This window comes from Rubrivirga halophila (genome assembly GCF_046845755.1).
GTDB lineage: Bacteria > Bacteroidota > Rhodothermia > Rhodothermales > Rubricoccaceae > Rubrivirga.
In genome coordinates this window covers 140,725-166,457 of sequence record NZ_CP177357.1, presented here as the reverse complement: position 1 = coordinate 166,457, position 25,733 = coordinate 140,725, and the positions used below count along the sequence as shown (strand labels likewise).

Sequence of the window (25,733 nt, the reverse complement as noted above, 5' to 3'; positions counted from 1 at the left end):
CCCTTCTCCATGCCCGCTTCCCTCTCCCCCGCCGACCGCGACGCCCTCCTCACCGAGCTCCGCCGCCGCACCTCGACGCCCGGCTTCCACTTTCTCGACGCGAGCCACCTCACGACGCTCAACGAGACGCGCTCGACCGGCGCGCCGATCGTGAGCCTCTACCTCGAGATGACGCCCGAGGCCCGGATGGGCAACACGTGGACGACGACGCTCAAGGACCTGTGCGAGCGGGCCGTGGCCGACGCCGGCGACCACAAGAAGGCCGTCGAGCGCGAGTGCGAGCGGATCCGCGAGGCGCTCGAGGCCGGGCTCCCGCGCACCGGCCGCGGCGTCGTGTTCTTCGCGTGCGAGGAGCAGGGGCTGTTCCAGCAGCTCGGCACGGCCATCGAGCTGCCGAACGCGGTCCACGTCTCGGACAACCCGTACGTCCGACCGCTGGCGCGCATCCGCGACGAGAACGACCGGTTCGTGCTGGCGCTGATCTCGATGCACAAGAGCCGCTTCTTCTTCGCCCAGATCGGGCTCGTCGAGGAGGTCTATGAGCTCGACGGCGAGGAGTTCGCCGTGACCGACCTCGTCTCGAAGGACCAGAAGCAGGACCGCAAGTCCGAGCTCCGCCGCCAGCAGGCCCAGCGCTCGGCGCACGCGCTCCAGCTCATCGCCAAGGAGCTCGAGGCCCGCCACGTGCTGTACTCGGCCCCGGCCGACATGGAGGCCGACTTTCTCGACCAGCTCGACCAGTCGGTCCGCCAGCGGGTCGCCGGCTCGTTCGCCTGCGACACCATGGCGACGACCGCCGAGGTGGCCGACGCCGCCGAGGCCGCCCAGCGCGAGGTCGAGGCGCGCGAGGAGGTCGAGACGCTGGGCAAGGTGCAGGAGCTGCTCTCGTCGCGCGCCGTCGCCGGGCTCGACGACACGCTCGACATGCTCAACCAGCAGCGCGTGATGACGCTCGTCGTCGACGGCGACCAGACGATCCCGGGCGGCATCGACGCGGCCTCGGGGATGCTCACGACCCAGACCGAGGGCACGTACGCGGCGACCGGCGGCGACGTGAGCCCCGTCGCGGACCTGGTCGAGCTCATGCTCGACAAGGCCATGGAGCAGGGCGCCAGCCTCGAGCTCGTCCACTCCGACGCCGGGCGCCAGGCGCTCGCGGCGCACGGCCCCGCCGCCGCGCTCCTGCGGTTCTAGGGCCCGGCTCCCGGATGGAATCCCCGCCCTGCCAGCGAGTGCTGGCGGGGCGGTCTTTTTTGGCACCGCTACCGGCCGACCGTCACGCGCGCCGTGGTGACGCCCGCCGGCTCGGTCACGCGGACGAGGTAGAGACCGGCGGGCAGGCCGGGCGCCGAGCGGAACGTCTGGTCGGGCGCGAGCGGCCCGTCGTGGAGCACGCGGACGCGGCGGCCCACGGCGTCGAAGACCTCGACGCGGGCGCCCTCGGCGGGCAGGCCGCCGACGCGGACCGCCAGCCCGGCGGCGGCGGGGTTGGGCGTGGCCCGGAGCCAGCGGCCGTTCGGGCCCGGCGCCGACGGCGGAGGCGAGCCCCCGTCGCAGCCCGAGAAGTCCTGGGGCCGGTTCACGGTGAGCGTCACGTCGTGCGCGGCGCCGACCGGGGTGAGCGCCGCGTAGGCCTCGGCCTGGGCGGCCAGGGCGTCGGCGAGGGCGGGGTAGGCGGCCACGCTGTCGGCCGTCTCGCCGGGGTCGCGGTCGATGCGGAACAGCTCGCGCGTGACGCGCGCGCGGACGGCGCGCTGGACCAGCTTCCACGTCGCCGACTGGGCGGCGAGCCACGAGGCGTCGGGCCCGTTGCGGCGGTACGCGTACAGCACGCGGTCCAGTAGGGGCTGGGTGAACGGGGCCCCGGCGAGCTGAGGCCCGAGGTCGGCGCCGTCGAGCGCACGGGCCGGTGCCGGGAGGCCGGCTGCCGCGAGCACGGTCGGCGCCACGTCGAGGTACCACACGGGGTGGTCGATGGCGCGCGCGCCCCACGGCGGGTACCACACGACGGAGGGGACGCGGACACCGCCCTCGTACGTCTGGCCCTTCTCGCCGCGCAGCGGGGCGTTCCGGCCGCCGTGCCGCTCGATGCCGCCGTTGTCGGACAGGAACCACACGAGCGTCGGGCGTCCGCTCGCCTGGACCGCCGCCATCACCCGGCCGACGGCCCGGTCGAGCGCCGTGACCATCGCCGCGTACGTCCGGCGCGGCTCGGGGAGGTCGGGGTACTCCGCGAGGTCCTCGTCGGGCGCGTTGAGCGGCGTGTGGGGCGCGGTGAACGGGAGGTAGAGGAACAGCGGGCCCGCGCGGGGCCGGGTCAGCGCGTAGACCGCCTCGGCCGCGATGAGGTCCGTCGTGTACCCGTCCGGGCGGTCTGGGAGGTAGCCCCGCCACCAGTCGACGCCGACGGCCGTCTGACGCGTGAGGTAGTGGGCCCCGCCGCTGGCGAGCCCGACGAACGAGTCGAACCCGTGGCGGAGCGGGTGGTGGTGGCAGGCCGTCCCGAGGTGCCACTTCCCGATGACCGCCGTCTCGTAGCCGCCCGCCCGGAAGTCGTCGGCGAGCGTGGCGATGTCGGGGCCCAGGCCCGTCGTGTCGGCGTGCGTGACGGGCTCGGCGATGCCGGCGCGCAGCGGGTAGCGCCCGGTCAGCAAGCCCGCGCGCGACGGGGAGCACAGCGGCGAGACGTAGAACCGGTCGAGCACGACGCCCTGGCCCGCGAGCGCGTCGAGGTGCGGGGTCTCGATGTCGGAGCCGTGGTAGCCGACGTCGGCGAACCCGAGGTCGTCGGCCACGATCACGACGACGTCGGGCTGGGCCGCCACGCCGCTGGCGAGGACCCACAGGGCGACGGCGAGCGAGCGAACGGACACGGCGCGGGCGGGATCGGTGCGCCAAGGTAGAAGCGGGCGCGCGGCGCACGCGGCACCTACTACCCGAGCCGTAGACTGACGCTATGCGCCCTCTCGCCCTCCTCCTCGCCCTCGGCGCGTGCGCCGGCGCCCCGCGACTGGTGCGCGCCGACCTCGCCGGGACGACGTGGCGCGAGGTCTGCCCGGCGCCCGAGATCGCCACGGCCTACGTCCGCCTCGACCCCGACGGCCAGATGGCGTGGAGCTACGCCCACCCCGACTCGGTCCGCCGCGACACCGTCCACACCTGGGCCGTCGAGGACGGGGCCCTCGTGCTGCGGTGGACGCGGGGCACGGCGGTCTCGCGGTACCCCGCCAGCGGTGACCCCCGGCGGCTCGTCGCCGACTCGTCGTCGTTCTGCGTCGACGCGCCGCCGTCGCTCGACCGGATCCGGGGAGTCGGTGCGCGAGCGTCTAGCGGCCGACGGTGAACGAGGAGATCGTCGGGCCCGCGGGCTCCGTCACCCGAACCACGTACACCCCCGGGGGCACCTCGGCCCCGAGCCGGAACGAGGCCGAGGTGCCGAGGGGGCCGTCGTGGAGCGTCTGGACGCGGCGACCGAGGACGTCGAACACGTCGACGCGCGCCCGATCGACGGGGGGGCCGCTCACCTCGATCGAGGGGTCCGCGGCGGGGTTCGGCACCGCCCACACGCGGCGGCCTGCCGACGCGCTGGCCCTCTCGGCCCGGACGGCCGACCGGGCGGCGGCCTCGCACGTGGAAAGATCCGGGACCCGGCGGACGGTGAGCGACACGTCGTGGGACGCCCACGCCGGCGTCCGGGCGCCGTACCGCTGGGCCTGGCGCTGAAGCGACCGGAGGGTGTCGCGGTGAGTCCGGGCCAGGTCCGACGTCTCCGCCGGGTCGGCGAGGAGGTCGTAGAGCTCGTGACGGACTCTCCCGCCGAGGTCGCGCCCGACGTACTTCCAACGGGCCGACTGTGCGCCCGTCCAGTACCCCCCGTTGGTCAGCCGACGGTGCGACACGAGCGTGCGATCGAGGAGCGACGACGACGCGGCGGCGCCGGCCAGTTGGGCGCTCTGGTCGGCCCCGTCGAGCCGCCGGGCCGGTGCCGGGAGGCCGGCGAGGCCGTGGAGCGTGGGGGCCACGTCGAGGTACCACACGGGGTGGTCGACGCGCCGCACGCCGAGCGGCGGGTACCACACGACGGACGGCACTCGGATGCCGCCCTCGCGCGTGCCCCCCTTCCTACCGCGGAGCGGGCCGTTGTCCGCGCCGAACCGCTCGACGCCGCCGTTGTCGGACAGGAACCACACGAGCGTCGGGCGGCCCGACGCCTGGACCGCCGTCATGACCCGGCCGACGGCCCGGTCGAGCGCCGTGACCATCGCCGCGTACGTCCGGCGCGGCTCGGGGAGGTCGGGGTACTCCGCGAGGTCCTCGTCGAGCGCGTTGAGCGGCGTGTGGGGCGCGGTGAACGGGAGGTAGAGGAACAGCGGCCCCGCTCGCGGCCGAGACAGGAGCGCGACGGCCTCATCCGCCAGCAAGTCCGTCGTGTAGCCGTCCGGGCGCTCGGGCGCGTAGTCCCGCCACCAGTCGTAGCCGATCGAGGTCCGTCGCGTGAAGTAGTTGGCCCCGCCCCCGATGAGCCCGACGAACGAGTCGAACCCGTGGCGGAGCGGGTGGTGGTGGCAGGCCGTCCCGAGGTGCCACTTCCCGATGACCGCCGTCTCGTAGCCGCCCCGGCGGAAGTCGTCGGCGAGCGTCTTCTGGTAGGGGGCGAGGCCAACCGTATCGGTGTGGGTGATGGGCTCCGAGATCCCGGCGCGCAGCGGGTAGCGCCCGGTCAGGAGCCCCGCCCGCGACGGCGAGCACAATGGCGAGACGTAGAACCGGTCGAGGACCACGCCCTCGGCCGCCAGCCGGTCGATCTCGGGCGTGGCGATCTCGGACCCGTTGTAGCCGACGTCCCCGAAGCCGAGGTCGTCGGCCAGAATGACGATGACGTCGGGGCCGTCGCCGAGCCCGGCCGGAGGCGCGTCGGGCCCGGACGCCGCGGCGAGGAGCAGGCGGAGAACGAGCGCGAACAGGAGGGACATCGAGGCGACGGCGGCAAGCCGGAGGTTACCCTCACTGCCGAGGGATCCCCATAGGGGATTCCCACCGCATCTGCCGATGCGGAGCCTGCGCTCAACGGACGACCGAGCACGGCCCGGGCGTCGCCGATGCCCCCTCGCACGCCGTGCGCCCCGGCCACCACTCGCAAGCCGATCGCCGCTCCCCGGCCCGGGATGTCGCCAGTCGCCGTGAGATGGACGCCGGGCCCGATGCGACCGCACATCGCCTCGTGGGCGTTCTCGTCTCCTACTCGTCGCGCGTACCACCGCCCGCGTCCGCGGAGCGGCGGGCTCTGCCGAGGGTTCACCGACGATGGGTAACAAGGGGCCGTGTTGCGGCGTCCCCCCGGCATGCGGCAGGGAGCGACGACCCCGGCCGGCCCGCTCTCCCCCCGACTCGATGCGCCGACTCCTCCTCGCCCCGCTGGCGTTTTTGCTCGCCGCCGCCGCCGGTGCGCAGCCCGCCACGCTCAACGGGTTCGTCCGCGACGCCGCGTCGGGCGAGACGCTGATCCAGGCGACGGTGACCATCGAGGCGACTGGCCGCGGGGCGGCGACGAACGTGCAGGGGTTCTACACACTCGGCAACCTGCCCGCGGGCGAGACGACCGTTACCGCCAGCTACCTCGGCTTCGAGCCGCTGCGGCGGACGGTGACGCTGGCGCCGGGCGAGACGCGGCGGCTGGATCTGGACCTCCAGCCGGCCGGGGTGACGACTGGCGAGGTGGTCGTCGAGGCCGAGGAGCCCATCGAGGAGGAGCGCGCGCCGGGCACGGCGAACGTGTCGATCGATCTGGTGGAGGCGCTGCCGACGGTCTTCGAGGCCGACCTCTTCCGCTCGATCCAGCTGTTGCCCGGCGTCAAGGCGTCGAGCGACTTCTCGTCGGCGCTCTACATCCGGGGCGGGTCGCCGGACCAGACGCTGATCCTGCTCGACGGGACGACGGTGTACAACCCGACCCACTTTTTCGGCTTCTTCTCGACCTTCAACACCGAGGCCATCAAGGACGTGCGCTTGTACAAGGGCGCGTACCCGAGCACGTACGGCGGGCGGCTGGGCTCGGTCGTCGACGTGTACAACCGGGACGGGAACCGGCGGAGCACGGCCGGCTCGCTGAGCCTGGGCCTGCTCGCGAGCCGCGTCGGCGTGGAGGGGCCGCTGCCGGCCGGCGCGTCGGGCTCGTACTCGTTCAACGCGCGGCGCTCGACGCTGGAACCCCTCCTGGCGGTCCTGCGCGAGCAGCTCGACCAGGACGGCATCCCGGAGAGTTTTTACTTTTACGACCTGAACGGAAAGGTCAGCCTGGACCTGACGCCGAACGACCGCGTGTCGCTGGCGACGTACGCCGGCCGCGACAAGGTCGTCGTGCCGTTCGGCGACGACGCCCGGTTCGACCTCGACTACGGGAATCGGACGGGCTCGCTCGCCTACAACCGGATCTTGTCGGGCACGGCGTTCGCCCAGCTCCGCCTGACGGCGAGCCGCTACTTCAGCTACCCCGTCGGCAGCTTTGCCGGGACCGAGTTCGAGCGGCCGAACACGCTGACCGACTACTCGGCGCGCGGGGACGTGGAGTGGCTCCCGAACGAGCGGTTCGAGGCGCGCGCGGGCGTCTGGGGCGGGTTTTTGACCCTGGGGCTCGCGAGCAGCTTCAACGGCAACACGCAGACCGACTACGAGAACCCCTCGCGCTACGCCTCGGGCTACGTGCAGGGCAAGGTGCGCGCGGGCGAGTGGATCGCCACGGGCGGCGTGCGCGCGGAGTACTTCCGGAGCGAGACCGACGACCTGCTCGACGCCCAGGCGCCGGTCGGCTCGGCGTACCTCCGGTTCTCGCCCCAGGTGCAGCTCGAGCGCACGATGGGCGAGGACCTAGTGGTCCAGCTCGCGGCCGGGCGCTACCACCAGTTCCTGTCGCTGATCTCGAACGAGGCGTTCTCGGGCTTCGACACCTGGGTGACGACGGGCGTGGGCGTGCCGCCGCAGGCGTCGGAGCAGGTCGTGCTCGGCGTCAAGACGAACCTCGGCGAGGCGTACCGGCTCGACGTCGAGGTCTACGGGCGGACGCTGCGCGACCTGTTCGACATCGACCCCAACAACCAGGACGTGGCCGGGCTCGACTACCAGAGCCTGTTCCGCTTTGGCGAGGGCTACGCCTACGGCGCGGAGTTCTTGCTGGAGCGCGGCTTGGGCCGGCTGACGGGGCTCGTCGGCTACACGATCGGGGCGACGCGGCGGCGGTACCCGGACCAGTCGGAGGCGTTTCAGAGCTACTTCCCGCCGAAGTACGACCGCCTCCACGACCTGACGGCGGTCGCCCAATACGACCTCGGGCGCGGCTGGCAGGCGACGGTCGCCGGGGCGTACGCGACGGGGCAGGCCTACACGACGCCGGCCGGCGTGTTCGAGGCGACGGGGCTGCCGTTCCAGGACGACACGCTGCCCGTGCTGGTCTCGAACGGGCTCAACACGGCGCGCCTCCAGCCCTACCACCGCGTCGACGTGGGCGCGACCAAGCGCGGCGCGTGGTCGTTCGCGGACTACGAGCTGCAGCTCCAGCTGGTGAACGTGTACAACCGCCGCAACTTGTGGTTCGTGACCTACGACTTCGACGCCAACCCGGTCGAGGTCGGCGAGGTGCGCCAGCTGCCGATTCTTCCGAATGTGTCGCTGTCGCTGGCCTTCGGCGGCGGGCGGTGAGTCGGTTGTCGGTTGTCGGTAGATCCTCTTCTCCCTGTCCCTCTTCTCTTTTCTCGGACCGATGCGATACGCCTTGCTCGCCTCCCTCCTGCTCGCGGCCGTCGGCTGCGACGGGTTCGCGGACGACGACTTCACGGCCCAGGTCGTGGTCTCGGCCAACCTCGGCGCGGAGGAGCCGCTGCCCGCGATCGTGCTCACGGAGTCGGCGCCGCTGCTGGAGCGCTACGACCCGGCGGCGCTGGCGGTGACGGGCGCGACCGTCACGGTGTCGCTGCTGGCGGCCGACGGGTCGGTCACGACGGTGTACCCGTACGTCGCGAGCGGGACGCCGGGGACGTATGCGCCGGCGACGCCGGCGGACGTGCTCCCCCAGCGGACGTACCGGCTCGACGTGCGGGCGGGCGACGAGGTGCTGACGGCCGAGACGACGGTGCCGCCCGCGCTGGCGCTCGTCGAGGGCCCGCCGGCGGTGTCGGTCTACGGCGCGGGGCAGGGCCCGGAGGTCCGGATCAACCGGACCTCGACGCCCGCGCGGCAGACGGCGTTCGTGATCTCGACGCGCGCCCTCGCGCCTGTCGCGTTCGAGGAGATCGTGGTCGAGGGCGACACGAAGTACCGGAGCCGCCCGGCGGAGGGGACGTTCGGGCTGACGCCGCCGTACACGCGATTCCTGAGGTGCGACCCGGCCGAGGACGGGCCGGGCGTGGTCTGCGACGAGGACCCGCGCGAGAGCGCGACGGTGGGCACGTCGCCGGTGATCAACGAGGCGGGGTACGTGGACCTCGGCGACGGGACGGTCCTGGTGCAGGTGCCGACGCTGGCGTTCGGGTTTTACGGGCCGGTCTCGATCCGGCTGGTGTCCGTGGATGCGGCTCTGGAGGCGTTCGTCGAGAGCCAGCTGGTGCAGGGCGGCGGGAGCACGCTGTCGCCGGGCGAGATCCCGAACGTGACGACGAACGTGGCGGGCGGACTCGGGGTGTTCGGGTCGTTCGCGCGGGTGACCGTCGAGACGACGCTCGTGGAGTAGGGCGGCCCGCCCCGCACGCGGGATCTGCGACCTCCGGGTCCGAGGCGGGCGGGGCGCGAGGGGGCGGTACGTCGGACGGGGCGGACAGGGGGATGGGGGCGGATGAGGAAACGGCGGGAGACGTAGCCAGACGACCATACTGGGGACTAAGGGCAGATCGGGGGGGGATGGTGCGCGAGTCATGGGCGACTGGGTTCCGTGCTCTATCGTCGGGCAGCAGGGGCGGGGTATCTGAGGGGACGCCTCTTCACGCACCCCTCCCTGCCATGCCTGCTCCGAAGTCTGTTCTCTCCCGCCCTCTCCGATTGACGTTCGCGGCGCTGGTGGCGCTGGCGGTGAGTCTGCCGTCTCAGGGGGTGAGCGCCCAGCCCATCCTGAAGGGTCCGTACGACATCCCTGCGGATGGGGCTTCGATGACCATCCGGTACCACCTCCACTTGGCCCGGGAGAGCGACGGGACTGGGGGCCTTTCGATAGCTCAGGTCGACGCGCTCCTCGCACGGATGGAGTCCGATTTTGAACCCTGGGGGATCGAATTTGACTTGATCGGGGTGTCGGAAATTAACGATTCTGAACTTGCCGATTTAAGAAGTACTCCTTTTGAATCCATGTTTGCATTAAATCGGCATAACGAAGCGGTCGATGTGTACCTCGGACTTATTGGGCCTCCGGAGGGAGGCCAAGGGTGCAGGTCGTACGACCCTTTGGCCAGGGGTCGAGCCGAGCACATCCCCGGAGGAGCCATCTTCCTCGGCTATACCCCCGGAGGAAAATGTAGAGAGAGGCCGACTCCTACTCCTGCGGTGCCCACGTCGGAAGCGACAGCCCTGCTTGTTGAACTCGGCCACGAGATGGGCCACGCGCTGGGGTTGTACCACACGTTCAACGGAACGAGCGGCCCCGCGTCAAACGATCCCAATGCGTGTGCTGAGTTGGTGGACGGCCCCGATGACAGTGGCTTCGAGTGTGGAGACTACGTAGAAGACACCGCAGCAAACCCCTCAACTCAGGGCGATCAATGGACAGCCCCACCGTTGTGCGAATACACCGGAGTCGACCGTGACGAGAATGACCGGCCCTACGATCCGCCAGGGACGAACATCATGTCGTACTCTCGGGCGGACTGCCGGACGACGTTCACAGCGGGTCAGGCGTCGCGGATGTTCACGTGACGCTGATTCGGAACGCCGAGGTGGTGGCGGCGGCGGAGGTGCCGGCGAGCCTGACGGTGCCGGCGGGGTACACGACGAAGTTGCGGGACGCGACGCTGGCCTTTGCGCCGTGGACGGGGCTAGTGATCGAGTCCGATGGGTTCAGCGCCAAGGGGGGGGCCTTCACGGCCAGCGACCCCGCGTTGGGGTGGGCGGGGATCCGACTGGAGCCCGGGGCGAAGGGGCGGTTCACCGGGCGCGGAGGGCCTGTCCGGATTGAGGAGGTGGCGGGGATCGGCGCGGCGATCTACGCGCGGGACGCCCGCCTTGTGATGAACGATGTAGAGATCACCGGCAGAGTCCAGCAGCCTGCGGACCAAGATCTGGAGGTGAGTGCGGTGTGGGCGACGGGCTCCGATACTCGCGCTACACTCTCAAATGTGGTTATGACGCCGCACACGAGCACAGAGGTGATGGCCGCGGCGGGGGCCCGGATCAACGTGACCGGGAGCACGGTCGAGGGGACGGTTGGGTCGTGGGGATACGGGGGCTCGTCGAGGGTGTATGCCTGGGGCAACAACACGATCGTGGACGGGACGAGTGCGCAGTCGTACGGACTGGTGTGGCACGGGTGGCCGGACCATACGGAGCACCCGTTCCCGACGAATCGGCTGGCGTTGCTCGATGCCTGGAACTACGGCGATTCGTTCGCAGGGAGTGACCAGGGGGAGGGCGCTCGGAACAACCGGGTCCAGGCGGTCACGGGCGAGCGTGGTTTTGTCGAGGCCCGGTACACCAGTGACATCACGGCCGAGTACGCGTACTGGGGCGACCCCTCGGGCCCAGACCTCGTCCGGAGCGTCGTCGAGACGGGGAGCACGTTCGACTACTGCCCGTACCTCTCAGCCCCGAGCGCGGGGGCCGTGGTGGCGTGCACGCCTGCGGCTGGGGCGCTGGGCGGCGACGCCGTCGCAGCGGACCGGGCCGAGTACGACGCGGCACGGGCGGCGGGCGATATGGGGGAGACGAGCCATGTGGAGGCGTACGTCCGGTCGTCGCTGGAGCGGAAGGGGCCGGAGTGGGCGGACGTACGCCGCCGGGCGCTCGGGCTGGCGGCCCGCGCGGCGTCGCAGTCTGACGACCCACGGTCGGCGGCGGGCTTGATCGCACTCCTGGCGGCCCATGCCGACGAGGGAGGGCCCGACGCGTCGGAGGCGTACCGGGCGCTGGCCGTGGCGCACGCGGGGCAGCAGGACCATGTGGCGGCGCTGGCAGCGGCGGAGAAGCTGGCGGGGTTCGGCGGAGCGGACGGCGTACAGGGAGCGGTGCTGGCTGCCCTGGCCTACGGGGCGCTCGACCGTCCGGACAGGGCGTTTGAGGTCCTCGGCCGGGCCCACCCAGCGGCGGCTGATGCGCCGGATGTCAGGATGGCGATGCGCGAGTTGCGGCTCCGGTACCCGGGCGCGGAGGCCCCTGCTGCGGGCGCTTCAGTCGTTGCAGCCCCCACAAGTGATCGGACAGCGCCGATGCTGGGAGCGCCCCGGCCGAACCCGACGGCGGGCCGGACGGTGATCGCGGTGCACGTCGCCGCCGAGGGGCCGCTCCGGATCTCGGTGGTCGACGTGCTGGGCCGGGAGGTGGCGGTCGTCTTCGACGGTCACGCGGAGCCGGGGGTGCGCGAGGTGTCGTTCGACGCGGGCGAGTGGGCGCCCGGGGTGTACCTCGTCCGCGCAGCGGGGGCCGGGCAGGCGGTCCGTACGTTCACGGTCCACCGCTAGCCGCATGGCCCGCACACTTCTCCTCACGCTCGTTCTCGCCGCCACCGCCGCAGCCCAGCCGGGGCCCCTCGTGTGGGAGCGGGTCGGCGAGATCGAGGATCTCCGGTGGGGGGGCTTCGTCGGCGACACCCTTGTCATTGTCGAGCATCGCGGGAGCGAGTCGTACGTCTTGCGGCCTGGCGAGATCACGTTCGACCAAGCGTCCTGGGCCGATTTCCGTGGGACTGGCCTGCTTGGAGTGGCCCCGGACACGCTCGTGTTTCGGCGATTGAGCGACGTCTTCCGGACGGCCGACGGGGGCGCCTCGTGGGACCGGGTCGTCGACGGCGACGCGTACTCCGACCCCGTCGTGCTCGCCTCGGGCGTGCTCCTCGTCGGCACGCCCGGCAACCAGGGCGGGCCCGGGACCCTCGGGCTCCGCTCGACCGACCGCGGGGCGACGTGGGCCTTCGTCGGGCTCGGCGGCGGAGCCGACGGGATCGCGACCTCGGCGTTCGTCGAGGTCCCGCCCTCGCCGGCCGCCCCGGCCGGGGCCATCGTGGCCGCCGGGTTCAACGGCGTCGCGTACTCGACCGACGACGGCCAGACATGGACACCGACCGCGCTCTACGGGCCGCTCGCCTACGCCGCCGACACGGCGGCACTGGTGGCCGGGACGGACCGAGTCGTGGCGGTGGTGGGGGCGAACCTCGGCCCGCTCCTGGTCTACGCCTCCGACGACGGCGGGGCCACGTGGGCGTCGCTCGGGCCGCCGCCGCCGGGGACCTCGGGGATCTCGTCGCGGCTGCTGCCGGCGCCGGACGGGGCGCTCTACCTCTACGAGACGTACGGCGACGACGACGGCCGGGACGGCCTTCCGGTGTGGCGGTCGGTCGACGGCGGCGCGACGTGGGCGGACGTGGGCCGGGTGTGGACGGAGTGGTCGGCGGTGCCGAAGTCGATGGCGGTGGGCCCGGACGGCCGGCTGTGGGCGGCGGCGGGGGGGCGGCTGTCGCCGGGCGTGCCGGGCCGGGTCGGCGGGGTGTTCCGGACGGTGGCGCCGGTGTGGGCGGTGTCGGAGGAGTCAGCGCCAGCCCGGCAAGCGCTGTCGGTGGCCGTCTTCCCGAACCCGAGCGCCGACCGTGCGACGGTCGAGGTGTCGCAAACCGTGCAGATTTCGATTGTGGACGCGCTCGGCCGGGAGGTGGCCGCGTGGGACAGCGCGCGGCGCGTCGAGGTCGACACGTCGGGGTGGGCGCCGGGGGCGTACGTGGTGCAGGTGACGGGGGCGGACGGCGCGAGCGCAAGCGCGGGGCTGGCGGTGGCGTGGTAGGGCGTGCGCAAGCCGGGAGGTCGGCGGTGATGCGACCCCTCACCCTGGCTTCGCCGACCCCTCACCCTGTCCCTCTCCCCAGGGGAGAGGGGACGATCTAGGTGGGGCTGGCGCAAGCTGGCGGGCGCAAGCAGAGGGGATGGCGCAAGCGGGCCGACGCCTACGGGCGGCGGAGCTTCTCCGGGTGGCTGGCGCGGATGAGGGCTCGCGACAGGGCCCGCGTCGAGTTGACGAACGGGACGCCGCCACGGTCGGGCTCGGGGACCGCGAGCGGGAGCTCGGTGCAGCCCAGGATAACGGCCTGCGCGCCCTGTCCGATCAGGTGGTCCGTCGCGTCGAGCAAGGCCTGGCGGGCGCGGTCTGTCGGTGGCTGGCTCTGCGCCTTGAGGCCCCAGTCGTCGTAGATGGCGCCCTCGACCTCGGCCTGGTGCGCGGCGTCGGGCACGACGGCGTGGAGCCCGGCCGCTTCGAGCCCGATCTCGTGGAGCCGGTTCTGGATCGACGACGAGGTCGCGAGCACGCCGACGGTCGTAGCGTCCGGGGCGACTTCGGCGAGCCGGGCCACGATGGCGTCGACGATGTGGACGAGCTCGAGCTCGCGGCCGTCCGCCAGCAGGCCCTCGCGCAGGCGGTCGAAGATGGCCGGGACGTGGGCGGTGTTGCAGGGGATGCCGGCGACGGCGCAGCCGGCGTCGTCGAGGCGCCGCAAGACGGTCATCATGCCGGGGACCGGGCTCGGGGTCGTCGGGTCGCGCAGCCAGGTCGCGCGGTCGGGGATCCGGTTGGGGTACGAGATGAGCGCGACCGGGAGGTGCGTCTGGTCGCTGTCGGCGTCGGTCTCGTCGAAGATGCCGCGGACGAGGTCGAGCCCGGCGTAGGGGCCGACGCCGCCGAGGACGCCGATGGCGGCGCGCTCGTCGGGCGAGGGGGCGCCGTGGAGCGCGGTGAGGGCGGGGTCGGGCAATGAAGAGCGGGGCAAGAGGGGGCGCCACCAACGCCGGGGCGCCGGTCGGGGTGCCGGCGGGGCCGGGCAGTCGGTAGTTTCGCACCGTCGGCCGGGTCCGCCCGCGCCGCGCTTGCCCCATGGTGTAATGGCAGCACACCACTCTTTGGAAGTGGTTGTGGAGGTTCGAGTCCTCCTGGGGCAACCCTGCGTCCCGCCGGGGCGCCGCCGCTGGTCCCCTTTTGCGCCCCGCCATGTCGACCGCCCTCCCCGTCTCGATCTTCGCCGGCCGCTCGAACCCGGCGCTCGCCCGGGGCATCGCCGAGGCCGGCGGGTGGTCGCTCGGCGACGTCACGCTCCGCAACTTCTCCGACGGCGAGATCTACGTCCGCTACGAGGAGTCGATCCGGGGGACCGACCTGTTCATCGTCCAGTCGACGCCGCCGCCGGCGGACCACTGGATGGAGCTGTTCCTGATGATCGACGCGGCCCGGCGGGCGTCGGCGGCGCGGATCACGGCGGTCATCCCGTACTTCGGGTACGCCCGGCAGGACCGCAAGGACCAGCCGCGCGTGAGCATCGCGGCCAAGATGATCGCCCAGATGCTCGAGGAGGCCGGCGTCGACCGCGTGCTCACGATGGACCTCCACGCGGCCCAGATCCAGGGCTTTTTCGACATCCCCGTCGACCACCTGTACGGCAGCGCCGTCTTCGAGCAGTGGCTCGACGCGAACACGCTCGCCGAGGGCGCCGTCACGAACGGGCAGTCGGCGCGCGCCTTCCGCGACAACCTGGTGGTCGTCGCGCCGGACGTGGGCGCCTCGAAGATCGCCCGGGCGTATGCCAAGCGCCTCGGCGCCGGGCTGGCGCTGATCGACAAGCGGCGGCCGGAGGCGAACGTCGCCGAGGTCATGAACATCATCGGGTCGGTCGAGGGCAAGAACTGCCTGCTGATCGACGACCTGTGCGACACGGCGGGCACGCTGACCTCGGGGGCCAAGGCGCTCGCGGAGGCCGGCGCGCTCGACGTGCAGGCGTTCTGCACGCACCCCCTGCTCTCGGGCCCCGCGCTCGACCGCATCGAGGCGAGCCCGCTGAGCCGGCTCATCGTGACGGACTCGGTCCCGCTCCAACGCCGGATCGACAAGCTGGAGGTGATCTCGGTCGCCCCCATCTTCGCCGACGCCATTAACCGGATCGAGAAGGACGAGTCGATCTCGACGCTGTTCGTGGACTGATCGGCGCGGCGCGGGTAGACGCTTGGGCCAGCAACGGATACCCTCACCCTGGCTTCGCCGACGCTGCGCGTTGGCTGGCGCCGGCCTTCGGCTGTCCCTCTCCCGAGGGGAGAGGGGACGCCGTAGGTGGAGCTTGCGCGAGCCCCACGCCCTGACCTCCCCTCCCGGACGGGAGGGGCTGGGGGAGGGCGACGGGCACAGCGCCAACAGGCAGGCTCGCGCAAGCGGACCGGCTGGCCCCAGCAACTCGCCTCCCCCTTGGCTTTGCCGACCCTTCGGGTTGTTCCCCTCCTCACTTCGGGAGGGGGGACTCCGCGAGCAGCGTGCAGGTCGGTTCCGAGCGGGGCGCCACACACGGAGAGGCCCCCTCGGATGAGCAGGGCCGCTAAGTGCTGGCTCGAAACCGCCCTACAGCGTCATCCCGAGGGAAGCGGAGCGACGAGGGATCTCAGCGTGAGCCCCTCGCCTCGCCTGCCCCCCCTACGAGTTGAGACCTCCTGCTGAGATCCCTCGCGTGCGTTCGGGATGACGTTGGATGAAGCGGAGCGACAGGACGTAGCGGCCCCGCCCTCGGATGAGGGCGGCGGCCGGAAGCCGGGGTCGGGCTGTCGCCGACGGATGCCTCTTCTCAGATTTGTCGCGGTTGCGGCCCCCGATCGGTGGCTAGGCTCCGGGTTCCGGGCCGCGTACTGTCGTGCGGCCGGCACCCCGACCCCGAACTCATGCAGTCCATCACGCTCGACACGCAAGCGCGCGAGACCGGCAAGGCCGCCACCAAGGCCGTCCGCCGCGAGGGCCTCGTCCCGTGTGTCCTCTACGGCTCCCACACCGAGCCCGTCCACTTCGCCGTCGAGACGCTGGCGCTCCGCCCGCTGATCTTCACCACGGAGACCTACCGCGTGGCGCTGACCGCCGGCGGCGGCGAGCACGAGGCCATCCTCAAGCACGTCGACTTCCACCCGGTCACCGACACGCCGATCCACGCCGACTTCCTGGCGCTGACCGCCGGCGAGCTCCTGACGATGGTGGTCCCGATCCGCCTCGAGGGCGCGCCCCGCGGCGTCAAGGCCGGCGGCATCCTGTCGCAGCCGGTCAACGAGCTCGAGATCCGGGCGCTGCCCAAGGACATCCCGGGCCACATCTCGATCGACGTGTCCAACATGGACGTCAACGAGTCGATCCACGTCGAGGAGCTCAACCTCGGCGAGGACATCGAGATCCTGACCGAGCTCTCGCGCACGATCGCGACGGTGACCGTCCCGCGCATCGCCGTCGTCGAGGAGGAGGAGACCCTGTCGACCGAGATGGCCGAGGGCCTGGAGGCCCCCGCCGACGGCGAGGAGGCCGAGGGCGACGAGGCCTAAGCCTCCGCCCGACCCGCTCCCGTAGGGGCACGGCCCGCCGCCGTGCCCCTACGCTCGTTTTACAGCGCCCCCCATGTCCTGGCTGTCCCGCCTCTTCGGCACCGCTCCCCCGCCGCCCGCGCTCGCGGCCACGCGCCTGATCGTCGGGCTCGGCAACCCGGGCCCCGACTACGTGGGCACGCGCCACAACGCCGGGTTCATGGTGGTCGACCGGCTGGCGGCGCGGCTGGGCGTGGCGCTCGACGCCGAGGCCGCCCAGGCGTTCGTCGCCGAGGCCGTGGTTCCGCCCGATCCGGAGGCCCCGGACGCGAGCCCGCCCGTGGTCGCCGTCGCCCGGCCGCTGACCTGGATGAACCGGAGCGGCCAGGCCGTCGGCGCGCTCCTCGACCGCTACGGGCTGGCGCCGGCCGAGATGCTGGTCGTCTACGACGACCTCGCCCTCCCGCTCGGCGCGCTCCGGATCCGGGGCAAGGGCTCGCACGGGGGCCACAACGGCATCCGGAGCGTCATCGATGCGGTGGGATCCACCGAGTTTCCCCGATTGCGTGTAGGTGTCGGAAATAGTTTCCCGAGTGGCGGCCAGGTCGACTTCGTCCTGTCCCCGTTCGACGACGATGAACGCGACGCGCTCGACGCGGCCCTCGAGGCCGCCGCCGACGCGTCGCTCACGTTCGCGCGACACGGGCTCGACGCTGCCATGAACCGGCACAACCGGCGCTAAGCCGCGGCGGCCGCCATTTGCTCGCACACACACACACCATGGACCCGAACCTTCTCGCCCTGATGGTGCCCCTCGCGGGCCTCATCGCCCTGGGCTACGCCTTTACCCGATCCCGCTGGGTCAACGCTCAGCCGGTCGGCACCGACCGGATGGCGGAGATCGCCAACGACATCCAGGAGGGCGCCAGCGCCTTCCTGCGCCGCGAGTACCGCGTGCTGGCCGTCTTCGTGGTCGTCGTGGCCGCGCTCCTCTTCCTGGCCAACTTCAGCCGCGAGGACTCGTCGCCGCTCATCGCGCTCTCGTTCATCATCGGCGCGCTGTGCTCCGGGCTGGCGGGCTTTTTCGGGATGCGCGTGGCGACCAAGGCCAACGTCCGCACCACGAACGCCGCGCGGACCTCGCTCGGCGGCGCGCTCAACGTCGCCTTCTCAGGCGGCCTGGTGATGGGCCTGTCGGTCGTGGGCCTCGGCCTGCTCGGGCTCGGCGGCCTGTTCGTCGTGTACTCCGGCCTGTTCGACACGAACACGGTCGCCGGGCTCGACGGCCTGGAGGTCACGCGCGCGCTCAACGTGCTCGCGGGCTTCTCGCTCGGCGCGAGCTCGATCGCTCTCTTCGCGCGCGTCGGCGGCGGCATCTACACGAAGGCGGCCGACGTCGGCGCCGACCTCGCCGGCAAGGTCTACGAGGGGATCCCCGAGGACGACCCGCGCAACCCGGCGACGATCGCCGACAACGTGGGCGACAACGTGGGCGACGTGGCCGGCATGGGCGCCGACCTGTTCGAGTCGTACGTCGGCTCGATCATCGGCGCGATGGTGCTCGGCGCGGCCTTCGCGACGGCGCTCATCGACGCCGACGGCATGGCGCTCGGCGCCATCCTGCTCCCGCTCGTCGTCGCGGCGGTCGGGATCCTGGTCTCCATCGCCGGCTCGTTCTTCGTCAAGGTGAAGGAGGGCGGCAACCCGCAGCGCGCGCTCAACATCGGCGAGTTCGGCGCGGCCGGGCTCATGGCCGTCCTGAGCTACTTCATCATCGCGTTCATGCTGCCGTCCGAGTTCACGGCCACGACGCCCATCGTCGGCACGTTCACGTACACGTCGTTCGGCGTCTTCATCGCCGTGGTCATCGGCCTGGCGGCCGGCACGGCGATCGGGCTCATCACCGAGTACTACACGGCGACCCACACGACGCCGGTGACCAACATCGCCAAGGCGTCGGTGACGGGCGCGGCGACCAACATCATCTCGGGCCTCGGCGTCGGGATGTACTCGACCGGCCTGCCGACCATCGTGCTCGCGCTCGCCATCATCGGCGCGTTCTCGTTCGCCGGCCTGTACGGCATCGCGATCGCGGCGCTGGGCATGCTGTCCGTCACGGGCATCCAGCTCGCCGTCGACGCCTACGGCCCGATCTCGGACAACGCCGGCGGCATCGCCGAGATGGCCGACCTGCCCCCGGAGGTCCGCGAGCGGACCGACCTGCTCGACGCGGTCGGCAACACGACGGCCGCGATCGGCAAGGGCTTCGCGATCGGCTCGGCCGCGCTCACGGCCCTCGCCCTGTTCGCCGCGTTCATGCAGCAGGCGGGCATCGAGGCCATCAACGTGGCCGACCCGCGCATCCTGGCCGGCGTCCTGATCGGCGGCATGCTGCCGTTCGTGTTCTCGGCCATGGCCATGAACGCCGTCGGCCGCGCCGCGGGCGACATGATCAAGGAGGTCGGCCGCCAGTTCGCCGAGATCCCCGGCTTGCGCGAGGGCACGGCCAAGGCCGACCACGCGCGCTGCGTCGACATCTCGACCAAGGCCGCGCTCCGGGAGATGATCCTGCCGGGCGTGCTCGCGGTCGTCGTGCCGGTGGCCGTCGGGTTCTACGACAAGAACATGCTGGGCGGCCTGCTCGTCGGCGTGACGGTCACGGGCGTGCTCATGGCCATCTTCCAGTCGAACGCCGGCGGCGCCTGGGACAACGCGAAGAAGCGCATCGAGGGCGGCGTCGAGTTCGACGGCGTGACCTACGGCAAGGGCTCGGACGTCCACAAGGCCGCCGTCGTCGGCGACACGGTCGGCGACCCGCTCAAGGACACCTCGGGCCCGTCGCTCAACATCCTGGTCAAGCTGATCTCGGTCGTGGCCCTCGTCATCGCGCCGCTCATCGCCGGGACGGGCGACGTGGTGGAGACGGAGCTGAACGACCGCCTGGAGCTCGAGGACGCCGACTTGGGCGACGCCGCCGCAGCGGACGTCGAGTCGGACGCCGTCGAGCTGGTCCCGGCCGTCGAGACGGTCCCGGCCGTCGCCGCGCAGTAGCGCTCGCGATACCCGTCAGACGATTCAGGCGCCCGGTCTCCTCGCGAGGCCGGGCGCCTTTTTGGGCTCGCCCCCGAGACCGTCCACCTCGGCGCCGAGGCGGAGAGGGGGAGCGGCTTGGTCCGGCTAAAAGCTAGCGCAAGACGACGGAATCGAGTCGGCGCGGCGGGCATGGCTGTCGCCCGTGCCCGGGTCCTCCGTCGAGTCCGCGTCGGCACCGCGGCCGACCGCCCGGAAGCGGTCCGCGTCGATGCCCTGGGACACGTAGTAATCGAAGACCGCATTGGCACGGTCTTGCGAGATCTGAAGCGCATCGCCCGGCTCGGCGCCGTCCGAGTAGCCGTTGATCGTCACACAGATATCCGAGCAGCGGTGGAGGGCTCCGATGTTCTCCATCATCTGGCTCCGGCCCTCGTCAGTGAGCATCGTGGCGCCGTCGCCGAAGGACATCGGGTCGAGCTCGCTGAGAGTGGCACAGAAGGCGTCGGCGACGGTCACACTCACCGTACACGTATCGGAGCCGACCGGGTTGGTCGCCGTGACGGTGACCGTGTAGACGCCGGTGTCGCTGTAGGCGTGGTCGGCCGGGAGCGTCGAGGTCGACGCGCCGTCGCCAAAGTCGATCGAGACTGTCTCCGCGTCGGTGGGGGTGGCGCTGACGGTGACCTGCTCCCCGGTGACAACCTGAGTGGCGGAGGCACGGCAGCCAGCAAGGCTGGCCGGGACCGGCGGGTCCGTGACGGCGATCAGGCAGGACTCCGAGTCCTCGCCGCCCACGTTCGCCACCGTCGCCGTCGCGGTGTACGCACCCGGAGCCGAGAACGCGTGCGAGGCCGTCGTGCCGGAGCCGGCCGACCCGTCGCCCCACTGCCAGGCCGTGGCGACCGGCGCCGTAGCGTCGTCGTTGGTCACCATCATGAAGGAGCCCGACTCACCGGTCTCAAGGTCGGACGGGCACTCCAGGCTCTGGATCGCGACCGCCGTGTAGGGCGGGCGGAACGCGAAGCTGAGGCCACCGCCGAGGCTCGCGAGCATGTCGTAGCCCGCGTTGTCCGCAACGAGGCCGAAGGAGCTCGGGTCGGCGCCGTCGAGCGCGACGTCGGGGAAGACGATGGTCGTCTGGCCCGCGAGGAACAGCGAGACCTGCGGGGTCAGCGAGATGTCGACGCCCACGCCGACCACGGGGCCATAGCCGAGCACGCCCTGGTCGGGGTCGCCGGCGGGGTCGCGCTCGTTCTCGGTGCCCTGGCCGAAGACGAGGGCGCCGCCGACCTCGACAACGGGCGCGGCCCTCCACGACTCGAACGGCAGGTAGCGGAAGAGTGCTTGCAGTTGGACGGCCTCGCCGCCCTGCACGTTGTCCCGTCCGCCGAAGCGGAAGCCGTCGTTGAGCGCCGGGATGTCGTGGTACCAGCCCGCAAGGGCGACCGAGAGGGTCTCACCGAACCGGTAGCCGATCTCGCCGCCGACTCCCGTGTTGGCCCCATCGGGCTCGCGATAGGCCTCCCCCTTGAGATCTCCGAAGTAGCCGACCACGGCCCCTCGAAGCATCACATAGGGGGAGTCGCTGGGTCGGACGACCTGCGCCTGTGCTGAGGAACCCAGGAGCAGAGCCGCGCACCACAGGAGGACGATGGACGATTGGAAACGGGGGGCAGGACGCGTCATGAATGGGCGAGGGAAGGCGTGGGGTCGCCATCCGGGCGGACGGCGCTGCCGGAAGAGCATAGGCGTAGGCCAGCCGCCGCGCACGACTTCCTGATCGTACGACGAGTCGAGCTTGTGCTGATTTAAGAGGGCCCTGCGGCTTGTCCTGGCGAAGAGGCGACGATGTCGGCGCGCCTGCCCTCCCACAGCCCTGCTCTGACGGGCCCGCTCGTGGCAGACGCCGAGCCGAGCGACGCGGCGACCTGGGACGACGCGCAGGTCCGTTCCCCGGAGGACGCCGATCTGGTCCCGGCCGCGGCGGAGAGTCACGCTCGCGCACGCCGCCAGACGGACCCGGCGCCCGGCCTCCTCGCGAGGCCGGGCGCCTTTTATGTGCGGCCGGCTGGCGCCGGCCGGTCGATCCGGATCAGAGCCCGGCGGCGTGGAGGGGCTTGATGACGCGCTCGACGAGCGCCTCTTCCAGGTCGTCCTCCTCGATCCACTCGCCGTCGATCCACAGCCCCAGCGTCGTGCGGACGCCGGCGGCGACGGCCTCCTTTTTCTGGGCCAGGATCGCGTCGGCACCTTGCTTCGCGTCGACGGCCTTTCGGACCGCCGCGCCGTCCAGGCCGACGGCTTCGGCATGCGCGGCGAGGTCGCTCGGGCGCAGGCTCAGCTGGTGCGCGTACATCCGGTCGTGGAGCAACCAGAAGCCGCCCTGGCGCGCGGCCTCTTCGGCGGCGACGGCGGCCGCGAGCGCGTTCGGGTGCGGGCGGAGCGGGTAGTGCCGAAACACGAACCGCACGCCCAACGCGTGCTTGTCGCGGATCTCGCGCACGATGTCGTGGACGTCCTTCGAGTACGGGCACTCAAAGTCGCCGTACTGGACGAGCGTGACGAGCGCGTCGTCGGGCCCGGCGAGGTGGTCGGCGTCGGAGAGGGGCGGCGTCAGGGGCATCGGTCGGGGGAGAACAGGCTGGGAAACGCAAGCGGTGCGCGCTAGCCGACGGCGCCGAAGCCGCTGGCGGCCTCGATGAGGGCGACGACCTCGTCGAGCGTGCTCTGGCCGCGGTCGCGGGCGTACCACCGGCGGAGCTCCTTGTAGCGCTCGTCCTTGTCGATCTCGGCGCCCGTCCCCTCGAACCAGGCCTGGAGGTCGGCCGGGCGGGGGCCCCACCAGCCGCGCTCGGTGCCCGTCGGGTCCAGCACGATGGCGACGGGGATGGACCGCGCGCGGCCGTTCGTCAAGTGCTCGTCCATCAACGGCAGGTTCTCGTCGCGGTCGAGCACGCGGAGCTCGAGCGACTCCGCCAGCTCGGCGAGGCGCGCGAGCGGCGGGACGGTCGTCGTCGCGTCGATGCACCAGTCCTCGGTGATCACCAGGAGCTTCCACGCCCCGGGGACCGCGTCGACACGGGCGACCAGGTCGTCGGAGACGCGGGCGCGGTCGTACGCGGAGGTCCACAGCTCGACCAGGTCCTCGGCGGCGGCGAGCCAGGGCTCGAAAGGGGTGGCGCGGGCCCAGTCGGCGGAGCGGTCGGCGGCGGTGGCGAGGTGCGAGGTCATGCAGAGCGGGAGGGGATCGGGGCGGGGCCGGACCTACGCCCGACGGGCGACGCGGTCCCGCTCTTACGTCCGGCCGGCTCGCGTGGCGGCCTCGCCCATGCCCTCCTGGCCCACCTCCACGAACAGGCCGGTCGCCTCGCACACGACGGTCTCGCCCCGGCGGAGCACGGCGCGGACGGGCACCTTCACGCCCACGGCCTCGCCGACCGCCACCTCGGCGGTGACGACGTGGCCCAACGGGACGAGCGCCCGGAAGTCGACCTCGATCCGCGCGGCGACCACAATGCGGCCCGACGCCAGCGCGGCCATGCCCATCGCCTCGTCGAGGAGGGCCGCGAGCGCGCCGCCGTGCGTGTGGCCGGGCGGGCCCTCGGCGCCGGGCCCGAACCAGGCCCGCACCCAAACGCGGCCGGCGTCGTCGGTGTAGTAGCGGACGCGGATGCGGCCGCCGTCGTCGGTCGAGACGAACGACTCCGTCCCCATCGCCGTGGCGAAGGACGCGAGGGGTTGCCAGCCGGCGTCGCCGGAGAGGTCGGGGGTCATCTTCGTTCAGTGAGATGACGAGAAGAGGCGGAGAAGCTGCGCTGTGGAGCCCCCTTTCCTCCTTTCGTCCCCTCCTCTTCTCATTCAGGTTGCGTTACAGCTCGATCTCCTCGCCCTGCTCGGGCACGATCACGCGGACGTCGGGGTGCTCGCGCTCGATGGCCTCCTTCATCCACTCCTTGGCCGCCGTCTCGCCGTGGACCAGGATGACGGTGCGGGGCTTGACGTGCTCGACGACCGCGATGAGGTCCTGGCGGTGGCTGTGGCCCGAAAAGCGGAACCGCTCGATGCGCGCCTTGATGGACACCGGGCCCTCGTCGCTGTCGAACACCATCGAGCCGCCGTTGCTGGCGGCGGTCTGGAGCCGGTCGCCCGGCGAGCCCTCCTTGGAGAACCCAACGAAAAAGATGCCGTGGCGCGAGTCGGAGACGATCTGGCGAGCCAGGTCGAACGACGGGGTCCGCTCGAAGAGCATCCCCGAGGTGAGCACGAAGATGCCCGGCTTGGCGAGCGCCTCGTTCTTGCGCTTCTGGGTGCGCGGGTAGCGCTCCTGATCGACGCCGTAGACCTCGAAGTCGGGGTCGAGGCGGGGCGTGCTCTCGCGCGTCTTGTCGTAGACCTCGGCGACGCCGCGCATCGAGCCGGCGGTGTAGACGGGCGTGTCCTCGGGGAGCAGGCCGCGCTGCTTGAACCGGTCGATCAGCGCCAGCATGTCCTGGCTGCGGCCGAGCGCGAAGACGGGCAGGAGCACGACGCCGCCGCCCTCGAGCACGTCGGCCATGGCCTGGCCGAGCCGCTTTTCCTCGGCCTTGCGCGAGGTCGTCTCCGCGTCGGGGTCGGCACCGAGCGTCGACTCCAGCAGGAGCACGTCGACGGGGCCGGCCGGGTAGTCGGCCTCGGGCAGGATGGTCTGGGGCTGGAGGCTGGTGTCGGACGTGTAGAAGACCCGCTTGCGCTGGCCGCCGTCGTACCCGTCGATCATGAGGCCGACCGCGCCGAGCACGTGGCTGGCGTGGTAGAACGTGCCCGCGAGCGGGCCCTCCGCCTTGTGCCCGCGCAGGTCGAACGGCGTGTCGAGCAGGTGCGTGTCGTAGAGGTAGCTCAGCGCCTCGGCCATCTCGACGTCGAACACGGGCGCCGTCGTGGTCGAGCCCTCGCGGACGCGCCGCTTCTGCAGCCGCGCCGACGACGGGAGCAGCATCTCCGCCAGCAGCGCCGTCGGGCGCGACATGTGGATCTGGGCGTGGGGCACCTCCTTCGACAGGACGGGGAGGGAGCCGAGGTGGTCGTGGTGCGCGTGCGTGATCACGACGTGGTCGACCGGGCGGCTCTTCAAGAGCTCGAACGGCGGGACGGCCGCGTAGCCGTCCTTGTCGGGGTCCATGCCGGCGTCCAGGATCAGGCCGGTGCCCCCGAACGTGAGGTGGTGGCAGGAGGCGGCGATCTCGTCCGTGTCGCCGAGGGAGATGTACTTCATCAGATGGGGTTTCGGTATCGACCGAAGCCTAGCCCTCTGTGTGGGCCTCGGCTCTGCGCTTTCGGTGAGTTTGGTGGGCCCCGGCCGTCGGGCGGTCTGTGAAATCGGCGGGCCGAGGTTATGTGGGGGGGGTCTCGCGGGTCTATGGGGGCTCTGCCTCCTGGCGCGATGCGCTGGCTCTACCGCCTGCAAACCCGGACGGGGCTGACGGGGCCCGAAGGCTCGGCGGCCCTCGCCGTCCTGATCGCCCTCGTCGGCGGCGCGGTCGCGCTGCACCTACAGGGCCGCGTCCAGCCCGTCCCAGCCGACCTCTACGCGGCCGCCGACGCCGCCTTCGCCACGGCCGCCGCCGACACGACCGCTCCGCCCGCCGCCCCGCTCGCGCTGGCGGCGCCCGCAGCCGAGTCCGAATCGGCGGGCGACTCGGCAGCCGCCGAGGTCGCGGAGGCGGCCGTCGAGCGGGCCGCCGCACCGCGGCGGTCCGGCAAGCCCCCGCCGGTCCCGACGAACGTCAACACGGCGTCGGAGGCGGACTTGCAGCGGCTGCCTCGAATCGGGCCCGCACTGGCGGGGCGGATCGTCGAGTACCGCCGGGCGCACGGCCCCTTCCGCAGCGCCGACCAGCTGGCGGAGGTCCGGGGGATCGGCCCGAAGACGGTCGAGCAGCTCCGCCCCTGGGTGCGGCTGTAGCCGTGTCGCGCGGGCGGCCCAGGTGGCGGCGGGGCTCAGGGCGCGGGCGCGTCCTCGTCGGGGTCCGGCGCCTCGGGGCGGGCGGCGCGCGCGGCCGTCTGCCGGCGGGCGATGGCGTCGGGCGTCCAGTCGTCGGCCATCCGCTCCTGACGGCGCAGGAAGCGCCAGACCGGGAACAGCAGGACGAACGCGAGCGCCAGGAACCCGAAGAAGGTCACCGCGATGATGAGGTAGATCCGGTCGTCCATGGGCCGTGAACCCGGCCCGCCGGATTC

At 72.1% G+C, this 25,733-nt stretch carries 20 protein-coding genes and 1 tRNA gene; 12 read left to right on the top strand and 9 right to left on the bottom strand.

Annotation, left to right across the window (positions count from 1 at the left end):
- Positions 1-9 precede the first annotated feature (9 nt).
- Positions 10-1,194, top strand: coding sequence for a peptide chain release factor 1 (locus tag ACLIRP_RS00690; protein WP_412062026.1), 1,185 nt, complete (start codon positions 10-12; stop codon positions 1,192-1,194).
- 68 nt (positions 1,195-1,262) lie between these two features.
- Here the strand turns inward: ACLIRP_RS00690 and ACLIRP_RS00685 are convergent, their stop codons facing one another.
- Positions 1,263-2,873: a sulfatase-like hydrolase/transferase gene (locus ACLIRP_RS00685; protein ID WP_412062025.1), complete on the bottom strand. Its 1,611-nt coding sequence runs from the start codon at positions 2,871-2,873 to the stop codon at positions 1,263-1,265.
- Between the two features lie 83 nt (positions 2,874-2,956).
- Between ACLIRP_RS00685 and ACLIRP_RS00680 the strand changes: the two genes are divergently transcribed.
- The gene (locus tag ACLIRP_RS00680; protein WP_412062024.1) at positions 2,957-3,343 is read left to right on the top strand and encodes a hypothetical protein; all 387 of its coding nucleotides are present in this window, start codon (positions 2,957-2,959) and stop codon (positions 3,341-3,343) included.
- Here the strand turns inward: ACLIRP_RS00680 and ACLIRP_RS00675 are convergent.
- Positions 3,327-4,973: a sulfatase-like hydrolase/transferase gene (locus tag ACLIRP_RS00675; protein WP_412062023.1), complete on the bottom strand. Its 1,647-nt coding sequence runs from the start codon at positions 4,971-4,973 to the stop codon at positions 3,327-3,329. The two genes, ACLIRP_RS00680 and ACLIRP_RS00675, sit on opposite strands and share 17 nt — an antisense overlap.
- A gap of 418 nt (positions 4,974-5,391) precedes the next feature.
- Between ACLIRP_RS00675 and ACLIRP_RS00670 the strand changes: the two genes are divergently transcribed.
- The 4 genes from ACLIRP_RS00670 to ACLIRP_RS00655 all read left to right on the top strand — a co-directional run bounded on the left by ACLIRP_RS00670 (position 5,392) and on the right by ACLIRP_RS00655 (position 12,960).
- Complete coding sequence (locus ACLIRP_RS00670; RefSeq protein WP_412062022.1) at positions 5,392-7,692, top strand: TonB-dependent receptor; 2,301 nt, start codon at positions 5,392-5,394, stop codon at positions 7,690-7,692.
- A gap of 73 nt (positions 7,693-7,765) precedes the next feature.
- Complete coding sequence (locus ACLIRP_RS00665; RefSeq protein ID WP_412062021.1) at positions 7,766-8,719, top strand: DUF4249 family protein; 954 nt, start codon at positions 7,766-7,768, stop codon at positions 8,717-8,719.
- 1,168 nt (positions 8,720-9,887) lie between these two features.
- Positions 9,888-11,648, top strand: coding sequence for a T9SS type A sorting domain-containing protein (locus tag ACLIRP_RS00660; protein ID WP_412062020.1), 1,761 nt, complete (start codon positions 9,888-9,890; stop codon positions 11,646-11,648).
- A gap of 4 nt (positions 11,649-11,652) precedes the next feature.
- Positions 11,653-12,960: a T9SS type A sorting domain-containing protein gene (locus tag ACLIRP_RS00655; protein ID WP_412062019.1), complete on the top strand. Its 1,308-nt coding sequence runs from the start codon at positions 11,653-11,655 to the stop codon at positions 12,958-12,960.
- A gap of 160 nt (positions 12,961-13,120) precedes the next feature.
- On the opposite strand, the gene ACLIRP_RS00650 is transcribed toward ACLIRP_RS00655, so the two are convergent.
- A complete protein-coding gene (locus ACLIRP_RS00650) occupies positions 13,121-13,924 on the bottom strand; it encodes an aspartate/glutamate racemase family protein (RefSeq protein WP_412062018.1) in 804 nt (267 codons plus the stop codon).
- A gap of 113 nt (positions 13,925-14,037) precedes the next feature.
- Between ACLIRP_RS00650 and ACLIRP_RS00645 the strand changes: the two genes are divergently transcribed.
- From ACLIRP_RS00645 to ACLIRP_RS00625, 5 genes are all read left to right on the top strand, one after another.
- Positions 14,038-14,108, top strand: a tRNA-Gln gene (locus ACLIRP_RS00645).
- Between the two features lie 49 nt (positions 14,109-14,157).
- Positions 14,158-15,141, top strand: a complete 984-nt coding sequence (locus ACLIRP_RS00640) for a ribose-phosphate diphosphokinase (RefSeq protein ID WP_412062017.1) — start codon at positions 14,158-14,160, stop codon at positions 15,139-15,141.
- A gap of 722 nt (positions 15,142-15,863) precedes the next feature.
- Positions 15,864-16,505 (top strand): 50S ribosomal protein L25, encoded by a 642-nt coding sequence (locus tag ACLIRP_RS00635; RefSeq protein WP_412062016.1) that lies wholly within the window; start codon positions 15,864-15,866, stop codon positions 16,503-16,505.
- Between the two features lie 73 nt (positions 16,506-16,578).
- Complete coding sequence (gene pth, locus ACLIRP_RS00630; RefSeq protein WP_412062015.1) at positions 16,579-17,226, top strand: aminoacyl-tRNA hydrolase; 648 nt, start codon at positions 16,579-16,581, stop codon at positions 17,224-17,226.
- 38 nt (positions 17,227-17,264) lie between these two features.
- On the top strand, positions 17,265-19,535 hold the full coding sequence (locus ACLIRP_RS00625) for a sodium-translocating pyrophosphatase (protein ID WP_412062014.1): 2,271 nt from the start codon (positions 17,265-17,267) through the stop codon (positions 19,533-19,535).
- 126 nt (positions 19,536-19,661) lie between these two features.
- Here the strand turns inward: ACLIRP_RS00625 and ACLIRP_RS00620 are convergent, their stop codons facing one another.
- The 5 genes from ACLIRP_RS00620 to ACLIRP_RS00600 form a co-directional block, all read right to left on the bottom strand.
- Positions 19,662-21,086 (bottom strand): OmpA family protein, encoded by a 1,425-nt coding sequence (locus ACLIRP_RS00620; protein ID WP_412062013.1) that lies wholly within the window; start codon positions 21,084-21,086, stop codon positions 19,662-19,664.
- Positions 21,087-21,609: 523 nt separating this feature from the next.
- Positions 21,610-22,140 carry a DsbA family protein gene (locus ACLIRP_RS00615; protein ID WP_412062012.1) on the bottom strand — a complete coding sequence of 177 codons (531 nt, stop codon included), beginning with the start codon at positions 22,138-22,140 and terminating at the stop codon, positions 21,610-21,612.
- Positions 22,141-22,181: 41 nt separating this feature from the next.
- On the bottom strand, positions 22,182-22,748 hold the full coding sequence (locus ACLIRP_RS00610; RefSeq protein ID WP_412062011.1) for a thioredoxin family protein: 567 nt from the start codon (positions 22,746-22,748) through the stop codon (positions 22,182-22,184).
- Positions 22,749-22,811: 63 nt separating this feature from the next.
- Positions 22,812-23,291: a PaaI family thioesterase gene (locus ACLIRP_RS00605; protein ID WP_412062010.1), complete on the bottom strand. Its 480-nt coding sequence runs from the start codon at positions 23,289-23,291 to the stop codon at positions 22,812-22,814.
- Positions 23,292-23,385: 94 nt separating this feature from the next.
- Positions 23,386-24,768 carry an MBL fold metallo-hydrolase gene (locus ACLIRP_RS00600; protein ID WP_412062009.1) on the bottom strand — a complete coding sequence of 461 codons (1,383 nt, stop codon included), beginning with the start codon at positions 24,766-24,768 and terminating at the stop codon, positions 23,386-23,388.
- 168 nt (positions 24,769-24,936) lie between these two features.
- Between ACLIRP_RS00600 and ACLIRP_RS00595 the strand changes: the two genes are divergently transcribed.
- Complete coding sequence (locus ACLIRP_RS00595; protein WP_412062008.1) at positions 24,937-25,458, top strand: ComEA family DNA-binding protein; 522 nt, start codon at positions 24,937-24,939, stop codon at positions 25,456-25,458.
- A gap of 35 nt (positions 25,459-25,493) precedes the next feature.
- On the opposite strand, the gene ACLIRP_RS00590 is transcribed toward ACLIRP_RS00595, so the two are convergent.
- Entirely contained in the window at positions 25,494-25,706 is a 213-nt protein-coding gene (locus ACLIRP_RS00590) for a hypothetical protein (protein WP_412062007.1), read from the bottom strand.
- Positions 25,707-25,733: the final 27 nt, after the last annotated feature.

Excerpts from the sequence above, each read along its gene's own strand:
- ACLIRP_RS00590 (WP_412062007.1), bottom strand. The coding sequence starts at position 25,706 with ATGGACGACCGGATCTACCTCATCATCGCGGTGACCTTCTTCGGGTTC.
- ACLIRP_RS00600 (WP_412062009.1), bottom strand. The coding sequence starts at position 24,768 with ATGAAGTACATCTCCCTCGGCGACACGGACGAGATCGCCGCCTCCTGC.
- ACLIRP_RS00670 (WP_412062022.1), top strand. The coding sequence starts at position 5,392 with ATGCGCCGACTCCTCCTCGCCCCGCTGGCGTTTTTGCTCGCCGCCGCC.
- ACLIRP_RS00640 (WP_412062017.1), top strand. The coding sequence starts at position 14,158 with ATGTCGACCGCCCTCCCCGTCTCGATCTTCGCCGGCCGCTCGAACCCG.
- ACLIRP_RS00605 (WP_412062010.1), bottom strand. The coding sequence starts at position 23,291 with ATGACCCCCGACCTCTCCGGCGACGCCGGCTGGCAACCCCTCGCGTCC.
- ACLIRP_RS00690 (WP_412062026.1), top strand. The coding sequence starts at position 10 with ATGCCCGCTTCCCTCTCCCCCGCCGACCGCGACGCCCTCCTCACCGAG.
- ACLIRP_RS00620 (WP_412062013.1), bottom strand. The coding sequence starts at position 21,086 with ATGCTTCGAGGGGCCGTGGTCGGCTACTTCGGAGATCTCAAGGGGGAG.
- ACLIRP_RS00680 (WP_412062024.1), top strand. The coding sequence starts at position 2,957 with ATGCGCCCTCTCGCCCTCCTCCTCGCCCTCGGCGCGTGCGCCGGCGCC.
- ACLIRP_RS00615 (WP_412062012.1), bottom strand. The coding sequence starts at position 22,140 with ATGCCCCTGACGCCGCCCCTCTCCGACGCCGACCACCTCGCCGGGCCC.
- ACLIRP_RS00655 (WP_412062019.1), top strand. The coding sequence starts at position 11,653 with ATGGCCCGCACACTTCTCCTCACGCTCGTTCTCGCCGCCACCGCCGCA.
- ACLIRP_RS00625 (WP_412062014.1), top strand. The coding sequence starts at position 17,265 with ATGGACCCGAACCTTCTCGCCCTGATGGTGCCCCTCGCGGGCCTCATC.
- pth (WP_412062015.1), top strand. The coding sequence starts at position 16,579 with ATGTCCTGGCTGTCCCGCCTCTTCGGCACCGCTCCCCCGCCGCCCGCG.
- ACLIRP_RS00675 (WP_412062023.1), bottom strand. The coding sequence starts at position 4,973 with ATGTCCCTCCTGTTCGCGCTCGTTCTCCGCCTGCTCCTCGCCGCGGCG.
- ACLIRP_RS00610 (WP_412062011.1), bottom strand. The coding sequence starts at position 22,748 with ATGACCTCGCACCTCGCCACCGCCGCCGACCGCTCCGCCGACTGGGCC.
- ACLIRP_RS00635 (WP_412062016.1), top strand. The coding sequence starts at position 15,864 with ATGCAGTCCATCACGCTCGACACGCAAGCGCGCGAGACCGGCAAGGCC.
- ACLIRP_RS00595 (WP_412062008.1), top strand. The coding sequence starts at position 24,937 with ATGCGCTGGCTCTACCGCCTGCAAACCCGGACGGGGCTGACGGGGCCC.